This is a genomic window from Caldivirga maquilingensis IC-167, assembly GCF_000018305.1.
Lineage (GTDB): Archaea > Thermoproteota > Thermoprotei > Thermoproteales > Thermocladiaceae > Caldivirga > Caldivirga maquilingensis.
Genome location: NC_009954.1, coordinates 218655 through 238479, shown reverse-complemented (window position 1 = coordinate 238479; position 19825 = coordinate 218655). Strand labels below are relative to the sequence as shown.

Below are 19825 nucleotides of genomic sequence, written 5' to 3'. Positions count from 1 at the left end.
ACCGTTTTATAAACCATATTCAAAATTAAGTCGACACACCAAGTAACTTAACTTCACTCTCCCCATGGGTCATTTCATTAACCTTCCCAATAACAGTATCCTGCAACCCAGCCGGCACCTCCAGTTGAAGGATTAAGTTACCTGACTCATCATACTGCTCCTTAAGTATCCTACCCATCCTAGCTAAGGCTGACTTAACCCTCTGCCCGTGTTCAGGGCCAACGGTTACCTCCAGGGTAGCTACAGCAACCTTTATTGGTATGACCTTTTGAAGAGCCTTTAACACATCGTTAATCTGCTCATCAACACCTTTAAACGGGTCAATTGCCACATCCACGTTATTTAAGGCTAACTCAATCCTCTGGGGTGGTAGGGGGGCTTTTGTCCTAGCGTCGATGCAATTCCTACTAATCCAATCTATTATCTGCTTCTTCTTATCCTCAATAAGCCTCCTCCTCTGCTCTGAGGTTAACGGTATCTCAGCGTTCCTTAGTATTATCTCAGCAGCCTTCCTGTGGTCAGTGGTTCCGAAGACTCTCTTAAGGGCTATTTCAGAGGCCCTTAACCCCCTCTTGGAGTCCCTGAAAACGGTATCAGTTATGAGAACCTTATCTAGGCTTATTGGTTTACCTAGTTTAAATTCAAGGGCGTATTCAGGGTCAACAATTATTTCGAAATGCTCACCCTTAGCATCATACTTAACCGTAACCACCCTCTTACTAGACATGCGTGTTAACCAACTCGGTTAGTTAAAAACATTACTTAATCTTAGCCATCCTGGCTACACCACTTAAGTGATCCCAAATCCTCAATAGTTCATTAGCCTTGGCAACGCGTTCACTACCCATTATGCCTGTCTTAATTATGGGTGCCTTGAAGCCAACGGCTATGTGTGCTAATAATCCACTCTCAGTATCACCAGACCTGTGTGAAACCACTATCCTGTAGCCATTATTTAACGCAAGCCTAACAGTCTCATGGGCCCTCGTCACAGTACCTATTTGATCAACCTTAATTAAAACGGCGTTAGTCGCCTTCTCACGAATACCAATAGCTAACCTATCTGGGTTGGTTGTGAATAAGTCATCACCAACAATAAGCCTATCCTTAAACAATGCCGTTAACTCAGCGAATGATTGGAAATCCTCCTCATGGAATGGGTCCTCAATGTAAATTAAATCATACTTCTCAATTATACTCTTAATCCTTTCAAAATGCTCCCTTGGAGTTAACTCCCTCCCCTCATTAGTGTATACGTAGGCTTTACCATTCCACATACTTGATGATGCGGCATCAATACCTAGGCCAATCTCAACACCAAGTCTTCTTGAAACCTCCTTAACAGCTGAGCTAAGTACCTCAAGGGCCTTATCAGTGGATATTTTAGCAGTCCACGCCCCCTCATCATTCCTACCACCAGCGAAGGTTGGGTCCTCCTTAGCCAGTATCCTCCCAACCTCCCTATGAACCTCCATGTTAGTGTATACGGCTGTATATATGTCGGGTGCACCGTAGGGTAGGATTAGGAATTCCTGGTAATCAGGCCCAAGGCCCCTACTGTGCTTACCACCACCAATAGTGTTGCCTAATGGGTATGGTATCACGTTGGCTAATGAACCGCCAATCACTTGATACGGCCATAATCCCTTTGAATCAGCCACAGCCACTACATTAGCCATTGATGTAGCCACAGCCACAGCACCCCCTATTTTAGAGAAGTCCCAGGTTCCATCAATCTCCTCAAGCTTCTTATCCACCGCGACCTGGTTAACAGCATCCATGCCTATTAGGCCTGGTTCAACCCACCTCTTGAAGACGTCTATAGCTGCATCAACGCCCTCATCTGGGAAGTACTTAACCTCGTGCTTACCCCTTGATGCACCAGCTGGTGCAATAGCCCTACCCCATCCATCATCAAGATGCACCTCAACCTCAACGGTTAAATCACCCCTCCCTGTGAAAACCTTCCTAATACCTAATCTACTTATCCTAGTCCCCATGGATTCACCACTTAATTTGGGTTTAAAATGTGTTTCTAACACTCAATGCTTCATTAAAGCAGGTGAATAAGCAGTAGTATTAAGTAACCTAAGTGGGCCACTGGGTTTACGGCACTAACCATGGCTACTGCAGGCGCGAACACTATTGATACTGTGTTAACCACCTTTATTAATGGGTTCAGGGATGGCCCCGCAGTGTCCTTGAATGGGTCACCAACCACGTCACCTATGACTGCGTTCTTATGGGCTACACTACCCTTACCCCCAAGTTCAGGGTCAAGCATAGCCTCAATGAGTTTCTTAGCGTTATCCCATGCGCCACCAGCGTTAGCCATTAGTAGGGCTCTGGGGAATCCAACTATTATAGTGCCCAGTATTAGGCCAGCTAAGGCAACCCAACCCAGGGTTAAGCCAACTATTATTGGCATTGCCACAGCCAGTAATGCGGGAGGCATGAATTCCCTTAAGGCATGTCTAGTGGCTATGTCTATTGCCCTATCGTAATCAGGTTTATCTAAACCCTCGAGAATCCTCCTCGTCCTGAATTGCCTCCTAATCTCCTCAACAAGCTCAGAGGCGGCCTTACCCACGGCTGTGAGTAGTCTTGATGAGAATACGTAAACTAAGACAGCACCCATTAGTATGCCCACGAGGAGTAGTGGATTAATTACATTAAGGTAATTTAATGCAACGGTTAAGGCGCCATTAGCTGGATTACTGTAGCTTACTGCTTCATAAATAAAGCCTATGAATAACACTAGTGATGCTAAACCGGCACTGGCTATGGCGTAACCCTTAGTCGTAGCCTTATATGTATTGCCTATTGCATCAAGCGCGTCAGTAACCATCCTAGTCTCATCACCAAGCCCAGCCATCTCCACTAAACCATTAGCATTATCACTAACGGGTCCGTAGGAGTCAAGTGAAATAACTATGCCTGCTAAGCTCAGTAAGCCAACTGAAGCCAAGGCCGTACCCATTATACCACCTTCAATGGGCATTGAGGCTGGGATGTAAACGTAACCGAGGTAGAATGATACCCCGAGGGCTACTGCAACTATTAGTATTACTGGCGTGGCGCTTAGTAGGCCGTATGAGTAACCTGCAACTATTACATTTGATGCTGATAATGATGCCTGCTTAGCAATATCCTTAACGGGTCCGTAGGTGTAGTGGGTGAAGTACTGGGTTATGTATAATACGGCCACAGCTGTTACGAAACCCATTATTACACTGATTGAGAGGGCCATGGCCTCCAAGGGCTTAACAACCAGTATTGAGTAAATTATGATAAGTAGTGAACTAATGATCACGGTTACTATTAGGGAATTACCCAGCTTCCTCATTGATGCTAAGGCTAAATCCCTCCCACTAACCCTCCCCCTCACCACCTGTATACCCAGTAGTGTTGAGAGGAGTACTAGTGATGTTACTGATAGTATTAGTGATGCGAATACCTTAGGTATATTGAATACTGAGATTAATATGAGTGACCCGGTGAGGACAACTATGAAGCTCTCATAGACGTCACTGGCCATGCCTGCAACATCACCAACATTATCACCCACATTATCAGCTATAACCCCTGGATTCCTTGGGTCATCCTCAGGTATGTTTGACTCAACCTTACCAACCATGTCCGCACCCCAGTCAGCGGCCTTAGTGTAAATACCCCCAGCAACCCTAATGAAGAGTGACATTAGGCTTGCACCAAGGGCCACGGGGGCTATGGCTAATGCCCAATCCTTAACCAATGCGGAGTAGGCTAAGTACAGTGATGATACTGTTAACACCGCTACACTGGCCAGTATAATACCCATGACGCTCCCAGCCCTGAAGGAAACCTTAAGAGCCTCATCAATACCTCCCCTAGCCGCTGCAGCCGTTCTTGAGGCGCTCCTGGTTGTGACATACATACCAATGTAGCCTGCTAATCCACTACCCACGGCCCCGAGGGCGAATGATAACATTGAGTAGGCTGCTAATGATGGTGAATGGAAGAGTAAGTAATATGTGGCACCTATTATTAACATTAGGATTAGGCCCGTTGGGAGAATAACCTTATACTCCCTTTTAAGAAATGCCCCCGCACCCTTAGCTATTAGATCACTTATCCATTTCAGTTTCTCATCTCCAGGATCCCTTGAGAGGACCCAGTGAGTATTGTATAGTGCGTACGCTAACCCAATTAATGGTATTACTAGGGGGAGGCTTAGGGGGTTTAGTGAAGTAACCATACTATGGATTAGTAAATAGGTCTTATAAGGATTATTTATGGCAATATACTGAGTGCACTATATTCATAATTATGAAAGTGATACCATATTTCCCAATAACACTCATAAGACCACTGCTTAAAGCTTTTAAACAAATAAGCCAAGTATCTAATTAATGTTACTTGAGGAGAGGCAGAAGAAATCAGGTAAGGAGACAGGCAGAATACTTCTAATAGATTGGTTCACACCGGCAATATTAACTGAGGAGGAGATGGCCATAGTTAAATTCACCGAGATTCCACTTAAATCCTTCATAAACGAATTCAACGATTACGTCGCCCAAGGCCTTAAAATATTCAACATGCTTAATAATAAGGAATCAGCAATAGCCCTAAGGGTAGCGGGGGCTAAGGTACCGAGTGATAGAGTGGAGATGTCGGTGGAGGATGTAAGGTATATTGTGCCCGGCTCATTAATCTTCTATATTTACGTTGATGATAAGGCCATGGAACCATTAAGGATTTATAAAATCGAGTTAAAGGGCTGAATACTCAACATAAGCAACACCCCTATGAAAAATGAATTCACGATTATCATTTCCAAGCCACCGAGCATTGAGAAAGTATTCCACCAACCTTAACCTAAGCTCACTAACATCAATTCACTACTTTAAGATACACTTATTGCAACTACGGCAATCACTAATACGAATACTAAGTATCGCCTTTAGATAGGGAATTATTTAAGGGGTGTTAGTTACCAGAATTGCAAATCAATGTAGTTTTATTAATTAGGCTTCTTCAATACGAACTGATGCTCACTAAAGTTAACAAGCTTTTAACTAATAATACAACTTAACCTTATCCTAGGCATCATAGCGTCTAGCTCATATTCATGTTAATATAATTGAAGTCAAGCATTGCAACACTCATGGAGTACAATACCACTAATAGTCTTCTTAAGTAATATAGCATCACCACTAGGATCCATAACCATACTACCATTAGCCCTCATACCATGTTAACCAGCCTAAGGCCTATACCAATCAGCACATCAACAACCCCCAACTCCAGCATTAAGCATAAGACACCTTATGGCTAGATAAGGCCTTATAATGATTAAACCAACACACTCACTTATATCCACAATCACCAAAACACTCACCATTTACATTGGCCATCCTCCTACTATTGAATATATATTCTATATATTATCATTGGCACAGTTTCATTTTCATTCTTCATTTCTTTCAATTAGCACAACCATTGGGTGGTTATGGTTTATCATCAGCACAGTAATGTGGGGGTGTGGGATGGTGGAATGGTGTGTGCTGATGGTGAGTAAAGCAAGTAATAGGGTAAAATTTAAAAACCCTAAAAAAGCCAATAAATCGGAAAATCCCAAAAGGGATTAGAAAGTGGGGTTTAACGGTAACCAGGTGTGGCAGTTACCGACTGTGAAGAAAATCCCAAAAGGGATTAGAAAGTGAAAATCATGATTTTTCTAATTAATTTAACATGAATTTTTCATGAAAATCCCAAAAGGGATTAGAAAGATCGGCTTACTCCGCTATTGAGCAGATTCTCAACCAAACAAGAAAATCCCAAAAGGGATTAGAAAGTATAGTCTACCTTAATGTCGAATACAGTGAACTTCGTGTCACTAGAAAATCCCAAAAGGGATTAGAAAGATATATCTGTATCCATGTACGTAGTGTGAAAGAGAGAGAAAGAAAATCCCAAAAGGGATTAGAAAGGTCATCAAAGTATGTGTAGGCCATGTGCTGGGCATGGTGTTATAGACTGCTAAAGGCGTTTTGAATGAAATTACTTAATTCATTCTCTATCATGCTACTTGGTTTTACGTTATCTATAACCCTTATTCCATATTTCGTCAACTTATTCTTAATGTTGATTGGTATGCCGTACCTTGTGATTAATGCCATATTCTTGGGTCTGAAGTTACTTAGGTATTGCATTACCTGTTCATCCGCATCAGAAGCCCATTCATTGTAAGGCAAGGTCTTACACTCTATTAATACGTCAATATCTTTATTAGCTTGCATTAAGGCATTCACGTTATCGAATGCTCCCTTAACTAGTACTATATCTGGCCTAACAGCCTTCCTTCCTGGCTTCCTAATGAACTTCAGTTTACCATTCTTTTTAATTATCTCAGCGTCAAGAAATACGTGAATAGCTGGATCCCACTGGAACTCAATCCACATGGTAATGGGACCATACGTAGTATCCAGTATGGCGAAACTGTTATCACTACCCTGCTCAAACCACATGCTAATAGAGCTAGTTGTGTTTGCTTCCCAACTCCTCCTAATGAGACCTCTAACACCCAGCACCTTAGCGGTCTTCATAGCTACCCAGTTCTCATACATTATGGACATTAGGACCTTAATACTTCTAACCCTACCATTATCATTGGGTATGCTCATCCCTGTGAAGTAATAAATCCTCGGATCCTTAAGAAACTCATTAAACCGGGCAGCGTGACCTACAGCCTTGAACACACCACCCACGGATCCCCAGTAACTCTTTACCTCACTAGACATGATCGCGAAGTCCGAATTCAACTCATTGAGTAGTTTGTTCAACTCTGGATCTCTAATCCTAAACTTAATACCCCTAAGCCAGGTATTGAGCACCTCCTCAACATCCTTAACCTCACATATGCTGTTGTCTATCATAATGTCGGGATAATCACCAGGCAAACATCTTACAACGGAACTATAGCCACTTCTACTGAAGGAGAAGAAGTAAACATAATTAACATTGGCTAAAACCTCATATACGCATAAATCACCATCACATCTAATTCTCTTACCTGCCTCCGAAACATGAACTAACTCATTATTTAACATAACATATGCGTATTCAGACCCCCTAGTACCACCACGATTAATCTCACGAATAAGCATTATAATTATGTAGTATAACCTAGTTTTTAACACCTTCCTTTAACCTTATGCACATTAATCGCTAAGCCACTAGTCTTAATACTTCATTATGAGTTCCTTGGATTCCCTATAGTTTTATTAAATTTCCGAGAAGACAGGATATTTGATTTCACTTAAATAATGTAAGGATCATTACTTTATCATGGTATTGAATCATACATTAACAGTAACTATCTAAATATATGGGATTCTCCGCTTAAACATGAATCTTAATTCTTCATTGACCTATAATCAACTTGACCATGGAATATTCTAATGGCTTCCTCCCTAGGTATTCCGTACTCATCAGCTATTCTAAGAGCCCTGGATAGGGGTGTTGGGTGGGTGAGTAATGCCTTGCTCATGGTGTCGATGTCATTAGGAAATTCAGTGATCCTAGCTAGTTTACCCAGTGCAGATATGTATGCTCTTGGATTGAAACCAGCCTCAAGTATTTCAGCATCGGCGCTCTTCTCGGCGCTTCTTAACAGTAGCCTTGTCAGTAATAGTACTGTAATCGGTGCAATTGCAATGAGTAGAGTGAATAGGGTTGAGTTATTACTGGAGTACAGTAACTCAATGGTGAATATAAATGCGGCTATGATTATTACGCCTGTGATTAGTATTAACTTGAGGTGATTATGCTTCAAGTGACCTAATTCATGCACAAGTATACTTCTTAACTCCTCATCATTAACTAACTCAAGTAATTTCCTGCTCACGAAAACCCTATTACCCCAGGTTGCTGCAGCATTGTAAACTGACCCAAGTACATCATCAACCACGTAAACCCTGGGTGAAGAACCCTTAGCCTTAAGCATTACCCAAATTTCACTTGATAACCTAGTTAACTCTTGATTAAACTCACCTCCCCTGAATAATATCCCAGTAACTAACATGCTTGGTAATGCGAAGGCTAATGTAGCAGTAACCATGCCTGATAAAGCATACTTAATTAATACAGGTATTTGATGAATACTCATTACCAGTATGTTTAAAGCCACGGTGAGGGCAATAAAGGGTATGGTGGCAGTTGATATGATTCTCGCAGCCTTTCTAATCCCCCTTGGGTTAGTGATTCTTTCAATATATGGTTTAGATTCCTTTAGAATAATCCTCCTATAATGACTCGTAATCGCTATTGATGGTATTAACGCCAGAAGCGTAATCACCACTATTGAGATTACGATAAGTTCAAGGGGGTTTAATTGGGGTATTAGGTAATGTAAAGCAACCGCCATGGGGTCGATGGGGTCTAGAAACACTATGGATGATACATATGTTGCAGTAAAGATGCTCATGGGTATTAGGTTACCTAATAGGGAGAAGGCGTAAAACCTAACAACCCCCTTTAATCTACGTAGGTATACGCCATTAATTACATATGCGGCTAATGGGGCCGGCACCATGATTAGAATGTATACTAACGCAACATAGGGTTGGTTTAAACCCGCAGTAATACGCATCGTTAATCTACTTGCATTAATTATTCCTGAGGCATTATTAATTATTCTAAGTGTTGGGAATGATAGTGATGAAATTCTAATGGGCTTGGCTAGGATAATTAATAATGACGTTAAGTTACATGTTAGGCTCCAATTCCTCATTAAGTATAACGGTGGGAAGTTTAGAATTAAGTTTACGTAATCACCATTAATACTAATGATTCTATAACTGGTTAAATTACATGAACTACTCAATGATTCAATCACCGAAGCCACGTAACTCCCATTAACATGAACAACCGTATACCCTTCGACATGCGCTGTCAAGTTTACAAATAAGGTGACTTGATTATTATCAAATATGATTATTGAGCCCATTGATTGCGCTAGGGCAATATTATACGTGGTAAGCATCATAATTACTAGTAACATCATAATAACCCATACTGAAAATACCATAGCATTGTTCATACTCATTTAAGCATTCACATTACTTCTCCCTATTAATAAGTATTGCGTTATTTTAATGAATTAAGCTTACTACCCTATGATTGCACAGTTCCTTAATGATGCGTTCATTAAGTGCTAGATCCGTTGATCATTTAGGGAGGGTTTCAACTAGTAGGGTTCTTAATGATCCATGCAACTAAGTACTACATTATTTACATAATGCTTCGAATCCTAGTGATTACGCTTAACTAAACTGAATCATTGGGCACTACGCCTTATGATAGCTTCACCCGAGAATCTCCATAAACCACTCCGGGGGCTTAGTATTTCGATTCGTAGCTCCTCAGTGAGTGCATCGTTAATTAATGTTTCATCAATATATGGATCGATCAATGCGTTGGCTATGATAGAATCACTGATCTTATCCTCGGTAATGACATTAACAATCAATGACCGGGGCACTACATAGACCTCCACAGACCCACCGCCTGTGTCTAGGGATGCATTAATGGCCTCACTAGGCCTTGGCCAAAGTCCCAGCCTCTCAGCTACTACTATGGGTAATGCAATCTCTGGATCATCACTTATGAAACCTGTATTAACAATGGCCTTCACCAAAGTCTCATTGTTTGTGTTTACTCTCCTTAACCTTAACAATAACCTCACTGGCATTAACCTCGCCCTTAAGTATCTTAAGAGCCGTCTCCCTATCAATGGGAATGAACTCAAACCTAGTTATTCCAAGGTACTCCTTAATCTTCATGTAGCCTAATCTACGCCTCTGCACCAAGCTATAAACACGGTTTAGTAATATAAACTTAATGCTAAAGCAGTTGAGGTATGATTAATCAAGAGCCTACACGCTAATTCCTCAGAGAAACCATACTTAACACATCCCTTAAAGTAAACCCTCAATAGTGCCACTTAAAATATTCGTGAAACAGAATACTAATGATGCCTAAGAGTTAAAATACTCAACATGCCCATGGGTAGGGGAATGCTGTTAGAGGATTCACATAAAGAGGTGGTAGGGAATTAAAGCTATATAGTTGCAGTAAAAGTCCCTTATTCTGGTCCTCCTCAACTTAGTTTCCCTAAATATGAGAATTGTTTAAGAGGCGCCCCTCATGGTTAAAGTAACCCCGGATTAATGAGGAGCGGGTAGGCGGTATTTAACGTTAAACAACGCTTATTTACCCTAAAACTGTTGCATTGAACCATGTTAACGATTGATCCATTAATAGCCACCCCCGGTCCAACCGAGATACCGCAGAGGATTCTACTGGCTATGGCTAAGCGCACCACTAACCCTGACTTGGATCCAGACTTCTTTAGGCGTTATGATGAGGCTAGGGGTATTATAGCTAGTATGGTTGGTTCAAGTAAGGATAATGTGGTAGTATGGGTTGGTGAAGCCATGAGTGGGCTTGAGGCCGCTGTGGCTAATTTAATTAAGGCCGGTGATAAGGTGGCCGTATTAAGTAATGGTATGTTTGGTGATGCCTTCGCGGACCTTGTTTCACCATATGGTGGATCACCAATCATACATAGGGTTAACTACAGTGAATTACTTGACCCAGATAAGGTTAGGGTGTTCCTACGTAATGAGGCTAAGGAGGCTAAGGTAGTCACCATGGTTCATTGCGAGACGCCCAGCGGCACATTGAATAACCTTAAGGAGATAGCAGGCGTAGTTAAGTCTGAGGGTAGGTTGCTTATTGTTGACGCTGTCTCATCAATTGGGGGTGTTGAGGTTAACACTGCATGGGGTATTGATGTGTTAATTGGGGGTAGTCAAAAGGTGCTTAACCTACCATCGGGCTTAACAATAATGGTGATTAGTAATGAGGCTTGGGATGAGGCTGAGAGGGTTAATTACAGGGGGTTTTACCTAAACATTAGACTGTGGAGGAATGTTATCGAGAAGGGTGAGTTCCCATACACCCACAGTGAACCATTAATCAATGCACTGCTTGAATCACTGAGGTTAATTAATGAGGAGGGGTTCAGTAACGTTTACATGAGGCATAGGGCAGTGTCAAGGGGTGTCGTGGAGGCTGTGAGGGCAATGGGCCTTAAACTAGTACCGGAGAGGGATGAGTACTCAAGCCCAACGGTAACAGCATTCTACGTACCCAACGGCCTAAGTGACGTGGCTATTAGGGAGGCTGCGTTAAAATACGGTGCATTAATAGCGGGCTCCTGGGGTGTGCTTAAGGGTAGGGTATTGAGGATAGGGCACATGGGTTACACCGCATCTGTAAACGCCATGGTTACTGCATTAACTGCGCTTGCCAAGGCTCTTAATGACTCAGGGTACAGGGTTAAGGTTGGGGATGTTATTGAAGCCTTCCTAAGCGGTGTTGCTGCATGAGCCTCTTCGTGAGGGAGAGTACAGGCTTGGTGAGGGAGGTTGGGCCCCTTAAGGCATTATTAGTGAGTATGGGTTATAACGGTTTCCTAATAGTGCCATTCGTATACTTAACTGGGATATACCTATACGGTGGGGGTAATGCAGCCTACGTGGCGTTAATCGCATCATGGTTAATGTTCATACCTGGGGTGATTATGTGGTATCTAATAACCCGTCAATACCCAAGGACTGGCGGTGACTACGTCTACTTCTCCAGGCTTAACCCACCGGTGGGTTTCGCTGCTTGGTTTAATTTCACCATTGGTGAAATGCTTTACGATGCCGTATTAGTCTACTTCTCAATAAGCCAATTAGGTACTATTCTTCAGGCATTGGGTAATCCACTTGCAAGCATCATAATGAGCCCTAGGTATGAGTTCGCCATAGCCGTGGCACTAGTGGTAGTGTTAATAATGGTTAATGTGGCGTCAGCCAGGGCTGGTTTAACAATGTTCATGGTGATATCCGCTGCAGCGCTATTAACCTTCATAGCCTCAGCCATTTACGTTGCCTTACTTCCAGTAAGCCTAATTAAAGCTTCCCTAGGGTCGGCTTATGCTGAGGCCTTAACCAACGCCAGTAAGGCCTCGCCAGTGGGTGGGGTTTATGGTGTACTTGGTATGGCTTCATTCACAACGGCTGTTTGGGCGTACGTTAACTTCCCGGCCACGATTGGTGGTGAGATTAAGAGGGATAGGGTAACGGCGCTCCTTGGTGTCGTTGGTATGTTCGTAATGGGTGGCTTATTCTTCACATTATTCGTTGCCTCATTTCTAAGAAGCCTTGGGGTTAATTTCTACGTTGGTGCAAGCTACATGAATGCCTACGGGGTGGATGATGGCTACATTCTAGTTAATCCAGGTGCCGACTTAGCATTAATACACACCCCCATGGCAGTGGCTTTAGCATACTCATCAATACTCTGGTATATTGCCCCAGTTACGGGGGTTGTTATCCAGGTATCAAGGTACCTGTTAGCCTTCTCAATGGATAGGGTTTTACCGAGTGCATTCTCCTACGTTAACCCAAGGACTCACTCACCCATTGTAGCCCACTTATTTGACTTAGCGGTGACGGTAATCCTAATGTATATTCTAATACTAACACCATTTAGTTCAGCTCTCCTTTACGCACTGGATCTTGATGCCTTAATTCTACTGGTATTCACGTTCATAGCCTCAGTGTTATTGGCCTTAATCATGTACCTTAAGGGTGTTGTTAAACTTAAGGTAAGTAAAGCAGTGATAATTCCCTTAACGGTAATTTACCTAGCATTCCTACTCATATTCGCATACTACTGGTTAACGCAACCCCAGTATTATCTTTACGTGACAGGAAACCCAATGCAATTACTGGCTGAGTCATCGGTGATATTTGTGATCGGCTTGGTAGTATTCACTATAGCTAAGTACATTAGGGATAAGGAGGGAATACCATTAAGCCTAGTTTACGAGGAGATACCACCGGAATAAGGCCCCCTCGTTAATTTCACCTGGCTTAATCCCTGAGGGTAACGAATTGATTAAACAGTTATAAAGGGGGTTTAAGGGGAATTAGGCATGGGTGTGGCTGGACCCGAGGAGAGGATACTGCTTGCGTTATTCATGCAATCCGCGGTTAGTGAAGGTAAGGCCATAAGCGTGAGCGCGTTAGCTAAGATAATTAATAGTGAGGTAAGCTTAGTGAGTAATGTCTTAAAGTCACTTGTTGACCAGGGTTACGTGGCTTTAAAGGATAATAACGTTTTCTTAACCAATAAGGGATTAATGAGGGTTTTAAGTAGATTCTCGTGAAGTGAGCCTTCACTTACTCTTCCTTTTAGTGAGGGGGTAAGTGGGTATTGGACCCTTCAATCCAGCTAATTCCCATCTATCATTTATTACTACTGCAGCTCCAACCCACATTGTGAATAATGAATCTACGAAGCCTACGTAGCCAGCTGGCTTAAGTGCATCAGGTATTTTACCCATTAAGCTAGTCATTGATGATGATAGGGATGTGAGTGGTATTGCGTAGAGTATGAAGGTTATTAGTAGAAATAGTAATGTTAAGTTTAACGCTAGGTTCATCTTGAAGCTACCCATCCAGTAGAAGAATGTCATTACCGCAAAGGCTACTGCAAGTAATCCAATTAAGTGCGCAACCTCCAGTGAGGAGAACCAACCAGCCACAATTCCAATGTGGGCAACCGCAAATGTTAGGAAGAATGCTGAGTATGTACCGAATGCAGTGGCTCCAAAGGTGTTCCCATTATTATACTCCCAGTTGGCTGCAACAAGTAGGAATACCCCTCCAAATACTAATGCTGGTGCAATCATTACAATGCTTTCACTCCATGGGTAAAAACCCATAGCGTATATTGACAGTATGAGTAGGCTGAATCCATAGGAGAAGATTCCAAGGGCAGTTGGGTCAGCCTTCTTGATCGTAACCGTAGTGGAAGCCATAATTTCTATAGATTCAAGCATTTAATAAAATTTATTTCACTTTATAGTGAAATAATTAAAATACTATTTAATATTGTAGATATTTAATAAGCTTAAAATATATTTAAGTATATGGATCATGAGGCTTAGTTTTAATTTAATGAGGCCTTGACTACGGGTGTTTAATATGTGAGTTTCACGGATGCTCAAGCATTAATTCAACGTAACCAGTGCCTATTGGCACGTACCTGCCTGATATAATGTTCTCCACAACGCCCTTAAACTTCTCGCTCTCCCCCATGTAGGCTGCTTCAATTAGGTTCTTAACCGTTACCTCAAAGGCTGCCCTGGCTAATGGACTGACTTTCTGGCCTGCTACACCATGCCTCCCAATCTGCCTAACCTTACCGTCCCATGTCATTACGTCAGCAACCATCATTAAGTGCCTGGTGTCTACATCTAGGCCTTGGTCATCTAGAACGGCCTTTAGTTCCCTCATAATCATGGTTCTTGCAGCCTCAATACCAAGTACCTCAGCAACCTCATGTATGTCGTGTGATATTGTCCTCGTTGAGTCAACCTCATCAAGCAGTAGTACCGCCTCGAGGTTTGTTCCCTCAGTGTATATTACGTACTCATTATTATCAGTCTTCATAACTAAGGCCTTCTTAATCCCCCTTATGCCAGCTACCTTGGTTTGAAGAATCTTATCCCTCATCTTCTTTAATGCTGATACCTCCTGGGCATTAACAGTCACACTTATTGAATTACCCTCAACGGTTATTTCCCCTGCCTTACCCTTAATCCTATCTAAGGCCTTCTTAACATCATTAACACTTAACCCCCTGTACCTTAAGGCATCCTCATCAAGGGTTATTATTATTGTTGAATTGAAGTAATCCACATCAACGCTCTTAGCTAGGTTCTCAATGGTTATTGCTTGAATCCTCTTGGCGACATCATGAGCCTTCTCTTCATCGTGCGCGTACTCTGGTTTAAGGTAAATAGTCATCCTAGGTACTTGGGGCTTCCTCCTAGCGTCAATTATCTCAATTAACCTAGGTAAACCTAAGGCCATTGAGAACTCCCTTAAACCGGCGTAGTGGAAGGTCCTCAATATCATTTGTGTTGATGGTTCACCAACACTTTGAGCAGTAACTATGCCTATTGCCTCACCTGGATCAACTATTGACTTATAGTACTCAGCCACAACAGCCTTCATAACTCTCTCAAGTTGCCTATCAGATAACTTAACGTTATTCAACCTATTAAGCAGTTCATTAACTAACCTACTGGGTAACACCTCCTTAAGGGTCTCAATCCTTGACCTAACCTCCTCTTGGCTTAGGTACTGCTCAGCCACTTGTCATCACCCTCCTTATTATTTCATCTATATTTAACCTACCGTGGTCACTCTTGGAGACGTCTATACCATCCTCACCGTACTTGAATTGAATTATTGCATCCTGTGAATCCCTAACTGTCCCGTCGTAGGCAACGTAAATATCCTGCATTGCATTAATAAGCCTCCTCTGCGCGTAGCCGCTTTGAGATGTCCTTACCGCGGTTTCAACTAATCCATCTCTACCGCCACCGGCGTGGAAGAAGTACTCTATTGGTGATAATCCATCCCTGAAGTTACTCTTAACGAAGCCCCTAGCCTCAGGTCCCTTATCGCCAGGTAGGAAGTGGGGTAGGGTCCTGTCGGTGAAGCCACGCCTATACCTCTCACCCCTTATTGTTTGTTGACCTAGGGCGGCGGTCATTTGAGCGGCATTCAGTAGACTACCCCTTGCACCCGTCTTAGCCATTATGTAAACCTCGGACTCCTTATTCATGTAGTCGTCAACTATCTTAGAGGCCTCCTCCCTAATCTTTGATAATGTTTCAGCTAACTTATCCTCAAGGGTCTCCTCAATAGTCTTACCTGGCTCAGCCTCAAGTGCACCCTTATAGTACTTATCCAGTAATTCATAGGCCTCCTTAATGTAGGTGTTCTTAACCTCATCAAGCTTCTTCATTGCATCCTCAGGTAGGTTAAGTGAGTCAAGGGCCATTGTGAAGCCCCTTATGTCAATGTACCTTATTATTAATCTGAACATTGAGTCAATCCACCTCCTACCGAATTCATTACCATACCTCTTAACTAGTACGTGAAGCAGTGAATCAACCTGCTCAGCGCCAATGGACTTCTTATCAAGCACACCAGTGGCTAAGTAACCGTTAACAACCACAATGTACTCATCAGTATCACACCTATATGGGTCACTGCACGTTGACTTGAAGGATGTTGCCTGAGTGAAGTTGAAGTCCTTAGGCAGTAGTGTTGATATTATCTGCTTACCCGTCCAAAGCTCCACAGGATGCATTATTGCTGGTTCCTCAAGCTGCACATTCTCCCTAACGGCGCCGAGTATGAATAGTGCCTTCTCCCTGGTTAACACATTCCCCTTCCTTGAGAGTAAGTAGCCTCCACTTATGTAATCCTGCCTAGCACCTATTATCGGGCCACCGTACCTGGGTGTCACTATGAAGTTTTGAACAAGCATTATAGTCCTAGCCTCAGCCCTAGCCTCAGGGGTCTGGGGTACGTGGAGGTTCATTTCATCTCCATCGAAGTCAGCGTTATAGGGTGGGCATACTGCTAAGTGAAGCCTGAAGGTTCTACCTGGAAGTACCTTAACTATGTGGCACATCATTGACATCTTATGGAGGCTTGGTTGCCTATTGAAGAGGACGTAGTCACCATCCATTAAATGCCTCTCAATCATCCAACCTGGCTGAATCTGCTGGGCTAATTCACTCCTATCCCTCCTAACCTTAAGCTCAATCTTCTTACCATCAGGCGTAATAACCCTATTAGCCCCAGGCCAGGTCTCAGGTCCATTAACAACAAGCATCCTCATTAAGTCAATATTCCACTCAGTAACAGGCTCCACCACAGTCAGCTCCTTAGCTATATCAATTGGTACACCAACCTCATTAATGCTTAAATTAGGGTCAGGGCTAATCACAGTCCTAGCTGAGAACTCAACCCTCTTACCTGATAAGCTACCCCTAAACCTACCCTCCTTCCCCTTAAGCCTCTGGGCAATACCCTTAAGCGGCCTCTTACTCCTATGCCTAGCCTGAATACCACCGGGTAGTTCATTATCAATGTATGTGGCTACATTGGCTTGAAGCGAGTCCCAAAGATCAAGAATAGAGGTTGTGGGTGAACCGGACTCTATGGCGTTTCTAAGCTTCTCATTATACCTAAGTATTGTTGTTAAGGCGTGGGTTAAGTCATCTGCACTGGTTTGGCCACTGGGTAATTGTATTGATGGCCTAACTTGAGGTGGTGGTACGGGTAAAACCGTTAAGACAGCCCACTCTGGTCTGGCTGTTGAGGGGTTCCAGCCGAGTAATTCAAGGTCATCGTCAGGCACCTTCTCAAGCCACTCCCTTATGCTAACTGGGTCAAGCCTAGTTAACCTACCATCCTCGGACTCAGTGTAGAACTTGAATGGCTTATCAAGCCTAATCTTAGGTTGAGGTGCACCGCAGTGTGGGCATGTTGACCTAGCCGCGGCCTTCTTCTTAACCCTGAGAATAAGCCTATCGGAGAGGGCTCTCCAATGCTTCTTAAGCCTCTTAATCCTCTCAGAATACCTCTTATACTCCTCATCAGTTAGCTTCAATCTCCCGCAATTAGGGCATGTTGCCCTCAGTATATCGTAAATGGGTTTAACGAACTCAGGGTGAACAACAGGTCTAACTAACTCAATCCTACCGAAGTGTCCAGGGCACCTCCTCCAGTCATTGCCACAGGTCTCGCACCTAGCCTCAGGTTCATCAACACCCAGTCTCCTATCCATTAACCCGCCTTTAACTGGGTTGCCGGCTTCATCATAAGTCTCTGAGGTTGTTACCTCCATTACCGACATTTTTCGTATTAAATCTGGTGAGAGGACGTTGAAGCTTATTTCCTTAATTACCTTAAGCGGTATATTATCCTCACCGCTTCCCTGATTAGAATAAGACATTCTAAGATCACCATAGTACCCGTTGGGTTTATAAAACTTTTTCTCCCAGTTAAAGGCATCCTAAGGATGCCTTAATGAGTAGCCTTAACTTCAATTATACTGCCTTTAACCCTCCTTTCAATGGGTAGTGGCCTCATGGCCACTGCCATTAGCATAACCTCCCTAGTAGCCTTTACTGTTCGGAGCATTTTAAGCTGCTTAATAGTCCTATATCGTTTATATTCCTGAATAATGTTAATAGACATATGACCACTGATTAATCAGCCTCTTTATAAGCTTTTCTCACGTTATCAATGCAGCTTAAATAATCACCACCACATTCCTTCACCATATTAATAATTTTAACAACATTAAGAGTCTCCACTGCATCATGAGCCCTAATTACATCCACACCCACGTAGGCCAAGTATGCGTGAAGCCCCAGTGTTCCCCATATGGAATCCTCAACACCACCACCCAGTAGCCTCCTTATGAATCCCTTCCTTGATACGCCAACGCAAATAGGTTTACCAAGTTCCCTCCTTATCCTTGCGGCGTTAGCAACAAGGTAAATATCCCTATAGGGCCAGTCATCGTAACGCGTATTAGGTACCTGCCTATTCGGCTCCAGGTTCTGGTCCCTATCAAGTGGTGGGAAGCCTATGCATGGGTCGATTATAATATCATTAACACCCATGGATTCAGCAACATTAATACTCCACTTAGCCTCATTAATAATAGCTTCAACGGGATTTAAGCCACTTTGAGTAGCCTCCCTTGCGCACAGTATCATGGCTAATCCATGCTCCTTAGCCACCTTAGCCAACCCCTTATCATACCTTAAACCAGTCACATCATTCAAAACATCTACACCTAATTTAGCCACCTCAGAGGCTACACGTGGCCTGAAGGTGTCCACAGATATGATAATCCTATCACCCAACTCCCCCCTCAGTAGGTTTACTGCCCATTTAAGCCTACTTAACTCAACATCCTCAGGAACCCAAGTTCTCTTAAATGGCGCAGTGGACATTCCCCCAATGTCAAAGATCCTTACACCAGCCTTAAACACATTAATGGCGAATTTAAGCAACTCCTCTTCAGTTGATTTAACACTTGCTGAGTAAAAGGATTCGGGGCTTACGTTAATGACTGCCATAACCTCAGGTGCATTTAATTTAAGTCTCATTAAAGGGGTAATTCAACTTGACTAGATTTAAATCTGTCTCCTCATCACAATGCCAGGGAATATAAAGATAATCCATATGTTCAAGATTAATGAATAGGTACATTAAGTTTTTAAATTAAGTAACTCTCAAGGCTATCATGGTTAACGTAGGAGAAAAGGCACCTGACTTTGAACTACTGGACACAGACTTAAAGGTGAGGAGGCTAAGTGATTTCCTAGGTAAAGGGAGGCCTGTCGTTGTCTTAACGTTCCCTGCAGCCTTCAGCCCAGTATGCACGAAGGAGTTATGCACAATAAGGGATAATATGAGTTTACTGAATAAGGCTAATGCCGAGGTAATTGCTATAAGTGTTGATCAACCATGGGCATTAAAGGCCTTTAAGGAGGCTAATAAGTTAAACTTCACATTACTAAGCGACTTTAATAGGCAGTTCATTGAGAAATATGGCCTAGTGCTTGAGGATCTACTTGGTTTAAAGAAGCTGGCTAAGAGGGCAGCCTTCATACTTGATGAACAAGGTGTAGTTAGGTATAAGTGGGTTAGTGATGATCCAAGGAATGAACCGCCATATAAGGAAATACTTAATCTTGTCACAGCCATGACCGTTTCTAAAAGTGGTGGGTGCGGTTAATCCCCTAACGCTTACCGAGGATCATTAAATTACGTAATCCATTAATCCGCATTACTGCCTCCTGACTAAAACTCTTAGTAATCACTGGTGTATGCATTGG

The 19825-nt window shown here is 42.8% G+C and carries 17 protein-coding genes and 1 CRISPR repeat array; of the genes, 5 read left to right on the top strand and 12 right to left on the bottom strand.

The annotated features are described in order from the left end of the window. Positions 1-25: 25 nt before the first annotated feature. From CMAQ_RS01015 to CMAQ_RS01005, 3 genes are read right to left on the bottom strand one after another with little or no spacing between them, the layout of a single operon-like run. A complete protein-coding gene (locus tag CMAQ_RS01015; RefSeq protein WP_012185267.1) occupies positions 26-727 on the bottom strand; it encodes a ribosome assembly factor SBDS in 702 nt (233 codons plus the stop codon). 31 nt (positions 728-758) lie between these two features. Further along, positions 759-2000, bottom strand: coding sequence for a phosphopyruvate hydratase (gene eno, locus CMAQ_RS01010; protein ID WP_012185266.1), 1242 nt, complete (start codon positions 1998-2000; stop codon positions 759-761). 53 nt (positions 2001-2053) lie between these two features. Next, complete coding sequence (locus CMAQ_RS01005) at positions 2054-4237, bottom strand: sodium-translocating pyrophosphatase (RefSeq protein ID WP_012185265.1); 2184 nt, start codon at positions 4235-4237, stop codon at positions 2054-2056. Between the two features lie 154 nt (positions 4238-4391). Here CMAQ_RS01005 and CMAQ_RS01000 point away from each other — a divergent pair, with 154 nt between their 5' ends. Next, positions 4392-4763, top strand: coding sequence for a hypothetical protein (locus CMAQ_RS01000; protein WP_012185264.1), 372 nt, complete (start codon positions 4392-4394; stop codon positions 4761-4763). 846 nt (positions 4764-5609) lie between these two features. Beyond that, positions 5610-5972: a CRISPR direct-repeat array (repeat unit 25 nt; unit sequence GAAAATCCCAAAAGGGATTAGAAAG). 39 nt (positions 5973-6011) lie between these two features. Here the strand turns inward: CMAQ_RS01000 and CMAQ_RS00995 are convergent. The 4 genes from CMAQ_RS00995 to CMAQ_RS10625 form a co-directional block, all read right to left on the bottom strand. Next, entirely contained in the window at positions 6012-7148 is a 1137-nt protein-coding gene (locus CMAQ_RS00995) for a hypothetical protein (protein WP_156769804.1), read from the bottom strand. Positions 7149-7396: 248 nt separating this feature from the next. Further along, positions 7397-9088, bottom strand: a complete 1692-nt coding sequence (locus CMAQ_RS00990; RefSeq protein WP_048062587.1) for a M48 family metallopeptidase — start codon at positions 9086-9088, stop codon at positions 7397-7399. A gap of 231 nt (positions 9089-9319) precedes the next feature. Beyond that, on the bottom strand, positions 9320-9727 hold the full coding sequence (locus CMAQ_RS00985; RefSeq protein WP_232203776.1) for a pepsin/retropepsin-like aspartic protease family protein: 408 nt from the start codon (positions 9725-9727) through the stop codon (positions 9320-9322). Then, complete coding sequence (locus tag CMAQ_RS10625; protein ID WP_156769803.1) at positions 9684-9848, bottom strand: hypothetical protein; 165 nt, start codon at positions 9846-9848, stop codon at positions 9684-9686. The genes CMAQ_RS00985 and CMAQ_RS10625 overlap by 44 nt, the downstream gene beginning before the upstream one ends. A 432-nt stretch (positions 9849-10280) precedes the next feature. On the opposite strand from CMAQ_RS10625, the gene CMAQ_RS00980 reads away from it, so the two are divergent. From CMAQ_RS00980 to CMAQ_RS00970, 3 genes are all read left to right on the top strand, one after another. Next, complete coding sequence (locus CMAQ_RS00980; RefSeq protein WP_012185259.1) at positions 10281-11435, top strand: pyridoxal-phosphate-dependent aminotransferase family protein; 1155 nt, start codon at positions 10281-10283, stop codon at positions 11433-11435. Further along, positions 11432-12946 (top strand): APC family permease, encoded by a 1515-nt coding sequence (locus CMAQ_RS00975; RefSeq protein ID WP_012185258.1) that lies wholly within the window; start codon positions 11432-11434, stop codon positions 12944-12946. Before CMAQ_RS00980 ends, CMAQ_RS00975 begins: the two co-directional genes overlap by 4 nt. A gap of 87 nt (positions 12947-13033) precedes the next feature. Further along, positions 13034-13267, top strand: a complete 234-nt coding sequence (locus tag CMAQ_RS00970) for a helix-turn-helix domain-containing protein (RefSeq protein WP_012185257.1) — start codon at positions 13034-13036, stop codon at positions 13265-13267. A gap of 9 nt (positions 13268-13276) precedes the next feature. Here CMAQ_RS00970 and CMAQ_RS00965 read toward each other — a convergent pair whose 3' ends face one another. The 5 genes from CMAQ_RS00965 to CMAQ_RS00950 form a co-directional block, all read right to left on the bottom strand. After that, complete coding sequence (locus CMAQ_RS00965) at positions 13277-13921, bottom strand: acetate uptake transporter (protein WP_048062586.1); 645 nt, start codon at positions 13919-13921, stop codon at positions 13277-13279. A 175-nt stretch (positions 13922-14096) separates the two neighbouring features. Continuing rightward, positions 14097-15263 (bottom strand): DNA-directed RNA polymerase subunit A'', encoded by a 1167-nt coding sequence (rpoA2, locus tag CMAQ_RS00960; protein ID WP_012185255.1) that lies wholly within the window; start codon positions 15261-15263, stop codon positions 14097-14099. Continuing rightward, the gene (gene rpoA1, locus CMAQ_RS00955; protein WP_012185254.1) at positions 15256-17925 is read right to left on the bottom strand and encodes a DNA-directed RNA polymerase subunit A'; all 2670 of its coding nucleotides are present in this window, start codon (positions 17923-17925) and stop codon (positions 15256-15258) included. The genes rpoA2 and rpoA1 overlap by 8 nt, the downstream gene beginning before the upstream one ends. A 71-nt stretch (positions 17926-17996) precedes the next feature. Then, positions 17997-18170 (bottom strand): hypothetical protein, encoded by a 174-nt coding sequence (locus tag CMAQ_RS10620; protein ID WP_156769802.1) that lies wholly within the window; start codon positions 18168-18170, stop codon positions 17997-17999. Positions 18171-18181: 11 nt separating this feature from the next. Continuing rightward, positions 18182-19093: a dihydropteroate synthase gene (locus tag CMAQ_RS00950; RefSeq protein WP_012185253.1), complete on the bottom strand. Its 912-nt coding sequence runs from the start codon at positions 19091-19093 to the stop codon at positions 18182-18184. A 137-nt stretch (positions 19094-19230) separates the two neighbouring features. Between CMAQ_RS00950 and CMAQ_RS00945 the strand changes: the two genes are divergently transcribed. Next, the gene (locus CMAQ_RS00945) at positions 19231-19725 is read left to right on the top strand and encodes a peroxiredoxin (RefSeq protein ID WP_012185252.1); all 495 of its coding nucleotides are present in this window, start codon (positions 19231-19233) and stop codon (positions 19723-19725) included. Positions 19726-19825: the final 100 nt, after the last annotated feature.